The organism is Kordia jejudonensis (assembly GCF_001005315.1).
Lineage (GTDB): Bacteria > Bacteroidota > Bacteroidia > Flavobacteriales > Flavobacteriaceae > Kordia > Kordia jejudonensis.
Window position 1 is genome coordinate 1 of record NZ_LBMG01000076.1, and the last position, 12973, is coordinate 12973.

Sequence of the window (12973 nt, forward strand, 5' to 3'; positions counted from 1 at the left end):
TTATTGTCTCTAAAAGCTTCCGTAGCAATCGATGTTACCGAAGCAGGAAGTGTAATGGTTGTTAAGTTATTATCCTCAAACGCTTCTGTTCCAATAACTTCTACATTGATTGGTAGTACAACGCTGTTTAGATTTCTACTTCTAAAAGCACGAAGCCCAATAGCAGTTACGGTAAATGAAATATTGTTTTTTATGATTGTAGAAGGTAATACTATATCCGTGCCGCTTCCGCCACCTCTTAGTTCAACCGTATTGGGATTGACACCATTAATTCTATAATTAAAACCATCTACAGAAAAATCGGAACCTATGAAAGGTGTTCCATTGATGGAAAAGAAACCTGTCCATCCGCCATTTACATACGAAGCTTCCGATCCGCTTGGCACTGTTAAAACAATGTTTCCACGATCTCGAATACTATTAGTTCCAAGTGTAGGCGCTGTTATTGCCTGTGAAATGATTTCAACGAGTATATTATTGTCATTAAAAGCTTCAGTAGCAATCGATGTTACAGAAGCAGGAAGTGTAATTGTCGTTAAATTATTATTCTCAAAAGCCTCATTTTTGATAGTCTCTATCGTATTTGAAAACACAACACTGTTGATTCCTGCATTTCTAAACGCACGATCCCCAACGGCTGTTACCGTATAGGTTTCTCCAAATTGTGGTTCTACAACTGTTGGCGGAATTACGATATCAACAATGCCATTTAAACGACCAGCAACTTCAACTTCTAGCGGATTTTGTGATGTAACTCTGTACCGTAAATCACTTACATTAAAAGTATTTCCAAGTGGAATTTCGTCATTCACGGTATTAAAACCTGTCCAACCTGCCAAACGATAGGTTTCTTCTAAACCATCAGGAACTTCTAAACTTACGCCACTACGTGTTCCAAAAGAACTACCTGAAATTGACGCAGGCACAGTTCCTAAAGCTATAACTTCATTTAATCCGCCTCCAAAAAAAGCTTCACCTCCAACGGAAGTCACACTTGCTGGAAGCGTAATGCTCGTCAATCCGCCATTATCTCTAAATGCTCGAAATTTAATCGTTGTAATCGTATTTGATAAAACAACATTACTTGCACCATTTCTATACGCGGAATTACCAATGGTAGTTACGGTATACGTAATTCCATTATCGGTTACTGTACTTCGAAAGGTAAGCGGATTGCTACCATCGGTTCCACCAGTTACCTCTACTTCGTTCGGATTGGTTGAAATAACGTTATAGTTGAATCCGTCCACAGTAAATGTTTGCGCAAAGCATGTTGCTGCAATACAAAGTAAGAGTATGGTTATAATTATTTTTTTCATGACTATTAATTTTCTGGTAATTGTGTTGGTTTTTGAAAAGTTTTAATGTTTTAAAAATTTACGAATTACACTCCGCTAATTTCTGTTATATCTTGTATGTATACCTAGTAAAACTCCTTGAAGGGGAAAATTGAACTCCAAAAAGGAAAAAAACGGTTTAAATTTTCTAGCTATTTTCATATCATTTAGACTTCCAAGCGTGTCAAATATGTTAATTTCTAGTGCTGGTATTCATATTTAGTTTTGTGGCAATTGTTCTTGGATTTGAAAAGTGCTAAAGTTTAAAAAGTTCCCTGGATGTGCTAATACGTTTTGTAAGATGAGCGGAGAATCTGCAGCTCCACCTTCATATTGTGTAGTACCACTTAGGTTTACATCATTGTTATTGTAACCGTTGATGATAAATGTGGAAAAGTTTAAAAAGTTTCCAGGATCATTTAAAGCGGCTGATAAAATGGCCGTTGTATCTGGTGTTCCCCCTTGGTATTGTACAATGGTGTCTCCGTTTACATTTCCAGACCACATTCCTACTTTGCTTGCAGGCATTCCAGCATCAGTTTGTGCATTGTTACCAAATGTAATTGGATTGTTGGCATCACTGAAATTTAGCGTGTTTGCTACTGATAGTAATTCTTTCGTATTTGCAGACATCACGCCCAAATGATTTCGGTGTTTTACCGTGATAAAATAATGATCTAAAGCGGACGTAAATTGTACTGGCGAAACAGCATCCATGCCGACAACATCTCCATCGCGTTGCAGTAATGCAGATGTACTTTCTACAATGATTGCGTTGTTTGCTGCATCACGTAGTTCGATAAAAACCCAATCAACTATCGCATCCTCACCAGTAGTATTGTTCACAAAAGTGTTGTTAAAAATTAGCAAACCGTCTCCATACGGACTTATTCCAGGCAGTAATCCTGCAACACGCAAATCGTCACGCATCAAGTTTTCTTCTCCTGTAGTTGGATTTAAGCTAGCTCCTTGTAAATACACGTTTAGCACCAATGCTTTGGAAACGCCAAGGACTGATTTGAAACCTGTCCAACCATTATTTATATAATTTTGTGCTGTACCAGTTGGCACAAAAACTTCAATTGTAGATCGATTGGTAAACGAATTGTTTCCATTTGATTGATTGTTAACTGTCGGTGGCGTCACAGCTTCTGTAATAAACGCTGAGAGTGGATTATCTTGAAAAGCTCTTGTACTAATGTTTGTTACTGAAGCTGGAATGACTACAGAAGTTAGTTGATTGTCACGAAAAGCATCTGTACTAATATTTGTAATGCTATTAGGCATCGTAACTGATGTGAGTTGTTTATTTCTAAAAGCACTATTGCCTATTATGGTAACTTCATAGTTTTCTGTACCATCATTTACCGTACTTGGAATGGTTAGTGCTCCCGTAATAGATGTGTCTGCTGTTTCAACTTCATTTGGAGTTAAATTGTTAATTTTATAGGTAATATTATTCATTTCAAATTCATTGAAAAATGAAGCATCTTCTCCGTTTATTGAGGCAAAACCTGTCCAACCATTCGTTAAATAATTCAACTCTGTATTTGCGGGAACAGTCAATGCTATATTTCCTCTAATGTTTAGAAAAGAATCTCCGCTACCAGAATTAATAGTTGGTGGTGTTGTATTTAGAACGATAACTTCTGTTAATGGATTGCTTCTAAAACAATTATTTCCCAGCGAATTTACATTGGCTGGAATGGTCACCGTTGTTAATTGATTGTTTCTAAACGTCTGATTTCCAATAGCTGATATATTTTCAGAAATGGTAACACTAGCTAGGTTATTCAATTCAAAAGCACCATTTCCTAAAGAAGTTACTGAATTTGGAATGACCAAATCGCCTCCGATTTGATTGAGTCGAAATGCTCTGAAATCAATTCGTGTGACACTTGTTGGAATTGTTAAGCTTCCTATTTGATTGTTTTGAAAGGCAAAATCATCAATCAATCTAATGGTGTTAGGTAATTGTACACTTGTAAGTGTTCCTTCTTCAAAAGCACTTACGCCTACACTTGTTACCGTAAACGTTGATCCTTGATTGCTTACATTGGCATCAATAATTAAATCGTTCGGAATATTTGTTCCGCCTGTAATTGCTACTTCATTTGGATTTAAGGATGTTATTTCATAATTAAAGTTATTTTCGGTAAACGTTACTCCTACTTGAAAATTTATAATTCCATTAATGGTCGCAAATATATTCCAATCTGACGCTTGATAGGCTGCTTCTGTTCCTACGGGAACTGTTACATCAATCGTATTTTCATTGTCAAAGGAAATTGTTGTGACACTTGGCGGTGTTGTAGCCAATACATCTATAGTCGTAATAGGATTTCCTGTAAATACTGAAAGATCAATAGTTATAATATTCGCAGGAATCGTAACACTCGTTAAGTTATTGTTATGAAAAACTCTAAAATCTAAGAATGTAATTCCCGTTGGAATATTTATGCTCGCTAATTGGTTATTTTCAAAACAACGATCTCCCATTTCTGTTAAATTTGCAGGAAATACAACACTAGCCAGTTGATTCGTATTGAATGCTCTCCTTCCCAATGTGGTGACTAAGCTAGGAATCGTAATACTCGTTAATTGATTATTTTCAAAAGTGCTCTCTCCTATTTTTGTAACGGTATTGGGAATAGTAACACTCGTTAGTTGATTATCTTTAAACGCGTCAGTTGCAATTTCAGTAATGGTATATGTTATATTGTTAAATGTAACTGTAGTAGGAATGGTTACACCAACTCCCGTGATGGAACTGTCAATAATACTTACTGTATTGTTTGCTTGTGAGTTGATACTGTATGTGATATTGTTTACTTCAAAATTTGGATTAATTCCGTTAATCGTTGCAAAACCCGTCCATCCGTTACTTAAATAAGCATCTTCACTTCCTGTAGGAACCGTTAACGAAATAGCGCTACGATCGTCAAAAGTAAAAGACCCTAGCGTTGGTGGCGTAGTACCCAAGGCAGTTACTTGTGCTACTGTTGAAGACTCAAAAGCAAAAGATCCTATTTCTCTAATAGTAGCCGGAAGCGTAATACTTGTGATCAGTGTTTCAAAAAAAGCTGAGCTCTCAATTTCAACAACACTATAGGTAACGCCTTGAAATGTTACAGCACTTGGCACAGTAAATGCACCTTCTGGATCTGCGAAACTGAGTATTGCTTCGTTTGGATCAAAATTTATAGCTTCATATTCGATGCCATCAACAATAAAAATTGATCCGCCACCTTCTGGATTTGCAGTCTGCGCACTACTTATTCTAATTCCCAAACAAACGATACTTATATATAGGATAATTGTTACTATTTTTTTCATGATATGGAATATTTAGTTTTCTGGTAAAAACGTGATTAAAAAAGTTTGAATTGAAACAGCGTATTTAGTACTTTTCAATTGTTGATTTTTTAATCGTAAACAAAGAAAATTCTATGTCGGATTTGTTACAAGTTTTAGGTGGTATCAAAAAGGTATCAACTTAATAATAATCTGATTTACAATAAATTAAATCCTAATTATTGCGTAAAAAAACGGCAATAGTAGGTATTTCATTCGTGTTCTTGAAGTATCTGAATTGTATTGTTTAGGAATTCAAATTTGAAGTCTCTTGGGTTTCAATAAAAGCAATGATATCATCGCTAGAATCTAGGTTTAGTTTCTTACGAATTCGGTATCTTGAAGATTTTATAGACGCCAATGTTGTGTTGAGTAATTTGCTAATTTCTGCTGAACTCAATCCAAGTTTCATCATGCAAAGCAACTCTTTTTCTTTCGGTTTTAGTACTGAAAATTGCGAGTCTAATCGTATTTTGAAGTCGATATTTACTTTATCTAAATAGTTTTGCAAACTTGAAGTTGAACTTTTGGCTGTAGTTTCCGATAATAAAGAAGCAGATAATGATTTTAGTGCTGCTTGTCGTTCCCGTTCATTTTCAAACGTGATAATTTGTTTGATATCATCCAACGTTTTATTCAATACTTCTTCCGTGATGGAGTTTTCTATGACTACTTTTTTGAGTTCTTTTTCCCTATTTGCAAGTGCTAAATCAGCTTTGAGTTTTTCAACTTCTTTTAGTTGTAGTTCATTTTGAGTAATGTGCAAACGTTGTTTACTATTTTTCCGAATCAATATAAATGTAATTGCAGCACCAATGATCGTGATAAACAGTAAAATAAAGTATAATGTATTCTTGGCTTGTTCGTTGTCTAGTGCAATAGTGGCTAGTTCTTTTTCTTTTTCAAATTCATAACTTAATTCCAATTCCGTAAAACGCTTCGCTTCTTGTAAATCATTCACGGAATCGTAATACTTTTTAAACAAATTAAAATCTTTAATTGCAGCTTTGTAATCTTTAAAGTGATAATTGATATTTCGTCTCGATTCGTACTGAGACACTAAAAAACTTTTATTTCCTGTAAGTTTTGAATACGCAATAGCGCTGTCTAATGCTTGTAATGATTTTTCTTTATTATTTAAAAATGCATATACAGACCCGAGACTTTGATAACAACTGCTTAATCCTAAATACTTTTTAAGTTTTTTATGCGGACCAATCAAACTTTCATAAGTCATTCTAGCGTTTTCAAAATTACCATCATACAGAAAAAACGATGCTAAATTGGCGTCTGCATTTATCTGAGTTTCCAAAGAATTGTCATACGTTTTTGCCAATTTGGTATAATAAGGCATCGAATCTCTTTTTTTAGCATCGTAAAAAAATGACACGCCTAAGTAAATGTACGATTTTGAGATTCCTACAGAATCATTTATTTTTTTGTGAATATCAATCGACTTTCTAAAATATTTTCTCCCAGCAATTGTATCTCTATTTTTTATAGATAACGAACCTCTAATTCGATATGATTTTCCTAAATTTAAAGAGTCATTGATACTACTAAAAATGTCTATAGATTTTTGTAAATTTTCTAGTGATGCTACTAAATTATCTTGCAGTTCGTCACATACAGCAAGTGTTTGAAAAAGTGTTGCTTTTTGTTTTTGATAGTGCACATTTTCATCCGTATTTGTCTCAATGATCTTCTGAGCATTCAAAGCGACCTGACGTGCTGCATCTACATCAAATGTAGACATATGATCCGCTAATTTTAGCAACAATGGAATTTTTTCAACATTTGTTGCTGCCTTTTCAATTTGAAGTTTTAATGCATCCGAAATGCTATCTTTTACTTGTCCAATTGCACTAAAAGAGCCTACAAAAAACAAGATGGTTATGGCTAATTTTTTCATAATATCTTAGTTTTTAGATAACAATTCTTCAGTGTAATATGACCTAAAATTTTCAGAATCATTTACATTATTCAATTCCCTAACAGCAGCATCTAAAGCAACTGGAAAGTGATGGATAACACTATTTTCGTTAACGTCTGCTATCTGAGCTTCTTTAGGACTAACTGATGGTGCAGCACAGCAAATTATCACAAATAATTGTGTGCCGACGGCTAGTATTTTTTTGATGTTATTTCCCCTTATCATTTGACTAGTTTTTAAAATTGGTTGATAAATGATTTGTTTTACGTATGCTTATTTATAAATCAATTTTATGTAAATGCAAAGGTTTACTATACTATAATTTTACAAAACAAAAGTAGCTGCATTTTTTTTGCAAGCATATAACAATACCGTTTAATACTATTACATTTCCGACAAAATGTCGGTTTTTTGATAGTAAGCTATAAAAAAACAGCCATTCTTTGATGCATTCAGAAGAAAAGACAAATACTTGTATAAATGATTGAAATACAGAAAAATAACACTTTATTTATTTTGTAGAATTTAAAAATGTTGCCTGAAATTTTTTGTGTAGAATATTAAAAATTGCACAAATTGGTTATTTGAAAACATTAACAGAGACTATATTATTTTGCCCAAAATTTCAATGATTTGTGTATATGCTTCTTCTTCAAATTTCCATTGATTGATTGGTTTCAAATAGCGTTTATGATCACTTTTATTTTCACTAGATGTGTCTGTATAAAATGGTATAAATTGATTTGTGGGTAAATTAGCTAATGCAAAACCTGCTTTATCAGCATCACTGATGTCGCCATCTTTTATATTAAAAATATTTTTTAAGGAAGAAGAGGAAAAGAAATTCCAAGGAAACTGCTTAACTAATACACACACAATTTTTTTCTCTGGTTTTTCAGCCATCTGTTGAAATGTGTTGTATACTTCATCTTTTAAGATATAATCTGACGAAGCAAAATTCATAGACATCATAAAAATTACAATATCAGAACTTTCTAATTCTTCTTGAATTTGATCGTCCCACAAACCAGGTGTTATTTCTTCACAACTCCATGATTTTGCTAATTGAAATTTTTGAAATGGCTTTAAAAACTTCTCTAATTCTTTTTTGTAATAGATATCCGCATTGGAATAAGAAATAAAAATCTTCTTCATTTTTTTAATCGTTTTTTCTGTAAATAATTGAAATTGATTTAGAGGAAATAGTTTTGTTCTTTTTTTCGTATTTGCAAGCTGTATATGGTATTCATTAGAGTCGATACATACTTCAAGTTTAGAAATGGATATGTAATAATCTCCGTCTAGCGATACCTTAATATTTTTCGGAAATGCATTTCGAGTAAACAGTTCTTTACCAATCACAATATTTTCCTCCTTTGTAATTCCTACCGATTTAGTAATCTTTATTTTTTTAAATTCTTCCCACGAAATTAATGAGTATTGTACATACAAGTTGGTCATGCACAACCATAAATATTTTTTGAATTGTTGAATATTAAAACTATCATCACGTTTTTCAACGTGTATATCAATGCATAACTTTGGAATATTGATTACAATAAAAACATTTGCCTTTGGAACTCCATTTTCGTGCTGAATAAAGTAAATAGCATCGCGCCAAAATTTCTTTTTATTTGGTTCTTGTCCAAAATGATGAATTAAAACATTTATGAAACCAAACGGTATAAAATAATCAAATTGTATAGAAAATGCTAAATGCACTGCGGTTATATTAAGAAAATAACGTTCTTCATCTTGTACATACAATGGCAAATAATTCGGAAAAATGTATTCTTCAGTGTACGCATCAATAAACATTGTTTTCTGCTTTAGCATAAATGCTTCCACACGTTTTGCATGCACTCCATTATTGATAGTTTTCCAATCCTGAAAAGATAATCTTCCTTTTTTGTTGAAAATTATTTCCTTCTTCAATACATTCTTATGGATATACTTGATGAAAGCCTTTGGATTTGCAATTACTTCCGTTTGATTTGCCGATAAAAATAACACGCCCGAATTTTCAAGTAATTGCAACTGCGTTAGCATATTTTGCTCAGAAATACCCTTGATTCTTGAAGTATACTTGTCAATATTACGTATAATTAGTTCATCTAAAATACTGTCATTATATATTTCTTTATAAAATTCGATTACCTTTTTAGAAATCTCTTGTGGTTCATACAATTCTTGTAATAATTGCTTCTTAAGAAATTCGAGTTGTAATTTATTGTATTGTTCTTTTAAAGGATTTTTTTCGTTTAATGCTTTTAAAAACACATGAAATATCCCATTAGGCGCTACAAAGTCAGAAATATTTGGGTACTGTTTTACGAAAGCGTTATTTTCTTTCGAGTCTATTTTATTTTCCACAATAAAATAAGGATTCTTGGCTCCTGCTTCAAGATATTCTTTTTCTTTGAGCCAAAATGACAACGGATATTTATACGTATCGTACTTTTTAGAATCTTTCACAAGTTCTATTTCTGTCTGGTCAGCACAGTAAACAACTATTTGAAAAGCTACTTTAGAGGAGAAACTCTGATACAGACCATGATAAAAATCTTGACCACCAAAATCATAATACATCATAGGAAGTATATCTTGTATCCCAGAAATATTACTAAACATCGTTTTTAATGTTGCACTTTCAGTGTCATTTAATTGATGTTGCACTACATTTAAAACATGCGTGGTTGAGGTTTCAGGAGCATAATTTTTATGTTGTAAATAGTGCAATAAACTCGATTTCCCAGAAGCATGATTCCCCAGAAAAACGACTTTTTTAGGCAACAATACAAAGATTTTATCTTTCAATTTATTTTTTGCCAACCATAAGTTTAAAAAGTCAATATGATTATTTTGAGGATCAATGATATCTTCTTCTACACAGGGATTGTCATGAATAGACAGCATTTCGAGTGATGTTAAACCTTCTAATGGACTTAAATCTACAATTTTGTTATTAAAAAGGCTTAAGAAGCGTAATTCCTTCAAATTAGCTAAAGGTGTAATATCAGTGATATGATTGCCATACAGATTTACATAACTCAGCGTTGTTAAAGATGCTAAGGCGTCAATATTACTAATTTGATTCGCATTGAGATGTAAAAACTTTAATGATTTCAATGCAGATAAAACACTAATATCTGTTAGTTTATTTTCAGAAATATCTAATACGCGTAAGGAAGTAAAGTTTACTAAAAAGTCAATACGAGTCAATTGTGTATTGGAAAGGTATAATTCTTCTAAATCCACTAATTCTGATAAAGACGAAATAGTTGTATCTGTCAGTAAATTATCTGAAAAGTCTAATACTTCCAGCGAAGTTAACTTGGATAGAGGACTAATATCATTCAATTGATTATTTGAAAGAAATAATATTTTCAACGACGTAAGTTCGGATAAACTCGTAATATCGGTCAATTGATTATTTTGCAAATATAATCGCTCTAAAGTCGTTAAATTTGACAGCCCACTAATAGTATCCAATTCATTTTCAGACAGATCTAACTCAGTGAGTTCTTCTTGTGCATTAAATTTATAACTATACTCTTCAGATCCTAATCCAAATTCGGCATATATAAAGTCAAATACATCAATTTTACTTTTAAATTCTAGCTTTATTGACATCCAATTTTATTTTCGAGGGAATTTACACTCTCTAAAAATAAGAAATAAATTCTTACAGTTTTAGTTTAAACAACTTAGATTGTCAGATTGTTAGTATTTTGGAAGTAATTTGATTAGAAAAATTTTATTGTATTTAAAAATAAAAAACATACAATCCCAATTCAACAGTAGTATTCTTTTGAGGTTTAACGAAGAAAATTTAAACTTAGCATAACTAAAAAAAGCTGTCCAAAAAGTATAAAAAAGCGTCATTCTGAATCATGTACTAAACTTGATTCAGCAAATGATTCAGAATCTCATCACACTGATTTTCAATGATTATGAGAAACCGAATCAAGTTCGGTTTGACGAAAATTTAACTTTTCGGACAGCCTCTTTTAATTTGAGAATACTCTAAATACTAATATCTCAATTCTCAATACTATTTAATGGTCATCATGATGTTCACTATGATTTCCAAATGGTTTGATGATAATTCCTAAACTGAAGATAAAACCATCTGTTGGCGCATAGATTTCAGGAAACGCCGCATTGTTTGTGACTGGTGGTGTTAATGATGAAAAACGACTTTGTCTTCTATCTGTAAAGTTTTCGAAATTGGCGTAAATGCCGCCCCAATCAAAGTTGCGCATGGCTAAAAATCCCATACTTACAAAATCTCTAGTTTCTGTACCATCTGATAAAAATTGCGTTCCTGTATAATACGTTTCATAGCCCAAACGCCACGTACCCGTTTCATACATAACAACACTTCCGCCATTGTGCTTTGCTGTTAATGGTTTTTGAGGATTTCCAGGTAAGTAATTCAACGTAGCGTCAATTAATGCATAGTTTAGAAACCATTTAAAATGTCCGTACGAGAATTTAATATTCGTCTCAGCACCTTTACTCAAAATATTTCCATCCGCATTTTCATATTGAAAAAAGTTGTTTGCATTCAAGTTCAACAATAATCCATTGTCAATTGATGTCAGGTAAAATAATTGATTGATAGAGAAACCAATCGTATCATCAAAAAGCCTAGTTTTGTAATTAAAATCTAGGTTTAAACCATATGAACGCTCTGCTTTCAATATGTTTTCATCAATTCGTAAGATATCTTGGAAGTTTATAAATTCCGCTTCTTCCGTAAATAAATCAGGTGTTTTGTATCCTAATCCACCACCGAGTCGACTGGAAAATCCCGAATCATTTTTGTACAATAAAGAAACTCTCGGAAGTACAAATATTCCCCAACCTCTTGCAATATCGGTTCGCAAACCTGTTTCTAATATCCAATTCTCTGATAAATCGAAGTTTGAGTTTACAAAAGCGCCAAATGTTACATCATCTTGATCGCGTTGCAGTGGCGAATTGTCATTTTCGTCAAAATTTGTCGTATATAAATTTGCGCCAAGCGTCCAATCGTTTTTATCATAATTGTGCTGTAATGTTACTTCAGTAAAGGAGTTTAATTGTTTTCCACTAAACTGCCAGTTAGGTACATTTAATTCTCGATCAAAGAATGAAAAACTATTTTTTATCGTGAAAACACGCGCAGAATCTAGTTGTGTGGTATATACTGCCTGACTGCTTACACGTTGTGAAATATTTTCTTCCGTATACTGAAATGTAGCATTTCCATCATTTTCAATAGTATTGACATCGCCACCAATTCTGTCATCATAACTCGCATTTAAGCCAATCCAAAAGGTAGTATCTTCCGATGGATAGTAATAGAATTTTGGGTTAAATGCAATAGAAGTAGTTTCAGGCAAATTGCTAAATCCATCATCTTCCGGATCATACACTTTTTGATAGTTTCCTGAAGCATATAAACTGACTCCGTATTTTTCGTTTCGCTTGCTGTAAAAGACATTCGCCGTACTTCCCAATGCGTGTGTTTGTGTAAACATGATGTCCAATTCTGGCTCAAAATCAGGCGTTTTGGAAACTAAATTGACCAAACCTGCAATGGCGCCACCACCATATAATGTGGACGAACTTCCTTTGATGATTTCAAATTGTTTTAAATCTAACGGAGGAATTTGCATAATGCTCAATCCGCTAGAAAATCCTCCGTAAAGCGGAAAACCATCGCGTAATAATTGCGTATATCGTCCGTCTAGACCTTGAATTCGAATGTTTTGATTTCCACTACTGAGCGATGTTTGCTGCATTTGAATTCCTGTACTTTCCCGTAACACCATGGAAATATTTGTCGGATTCATCATGTTCTTCTCGCCTAGCTCTTCGCCTCCAACAACTTCTATTCGTGTAGGAATTCTGCGAATGTCACGTGTACTACGTGTAGCTTCTATCACAACGGCATTTAACGCGCCTTTGCTTTCTTCCAAAGAAAATTCAAGTACGTTAGTTGTTGGAAATGTAATGGACGTTTCTATCGTTTTAAAACCAACAAAAGAGATCATGAGTTTGTGCGTTCCGTTGGGAATATCAGAAAAAATTGCTTTTCCTTCTTCATTGGTAATTGCTCCTTTTTGTAAGTTTTCAAATAACACGTTTGCGCCCAATAATGGTTCTTTTTCGTGTGCTGAAAATACTTTTATCGTAATGTCATTTGTTTGTGCGTTGACAAATCCGCAGCTTATGCATAGGAACAAAAGGCTCCATATTCGTAATTGCATAGTTTTATGTTTTCTAGTTAATGTATGTGTGAATTGAATCTAAAATCAAGAATCAAGATCGCTCCTATGTTTGTAAAAGTATAAATTTT

General features: G+C 33.1%; 6 protein-coding genes. All 6 read right to left on the bottom strand.

The annotated features are described in order from the left end of the window. Positions 1–1319 (bottom strand): leucine-rich repeat domain-containing protein (locus AA089_RS21930; protein ID WP_046759165.1); only part of this gene is annotated, 1319 nt, incomplete at its 3' end. A gap of 237 nt (positions 1320–1556) precedes the next feature. Further along, positions 1557–4673 (bottom strand): leucine-rich repeat domain-containing protein, encoded by a 3117-nt coding sequence (locus AA089_RS23965; RefSeq protein WP_053002630.1) that lies wholly within the window; start codon positions 4671–4673, stop codon positions 1557–1559. 265 nt (positions 4674–4938) lie between these two features. After that, a complete protein-coding gene (locus AA089_RS21940; RefSeq protein ID WP_046759166.1) occupies positions 4939–6603 on the bottom strand; it encodes a helix-turn-helix transcriptional regulator in 1665 nt (554 codons plus the stop codon). Between the two features lie 6 nt (positions 6604–6609). After that, positions 6610–6849 (bottom strand): hypothetical protein, encoded by a 240-nt coding sequence (locus AA089_RS21945; RefSeq protein WP_046759167.1) that lies wholly within the window; start codon positions 6847–6849, stop codon positions 6610–6612. Positions 6850–7227: 378 nt separating this feature from the next. Next, positions 7228–10257 (bottom strand): leucine-rich repeat domain-containing protein, encoded by a 3030-nt coding sequence (locus AA089_RS23970; protein WP_053002631.1) that lies wholly within the window; start codon positions 10255–10257, stop codon positions 7228–7230. A gap of 425 nt (positions 10258–10682) precedes the next feature. Then, positions 10683–12884, bottom strand: coding sequence for a TonB-dependent receptor (locus AA089_RS21955; RefSeq protein WP_046759168.1), 2202 nt, complete (start codon positions 12882–12884; stop codon positions 10683–10685). Between the last annotated feature and the right edge of the window lie 89 nt (positions 12885–12973).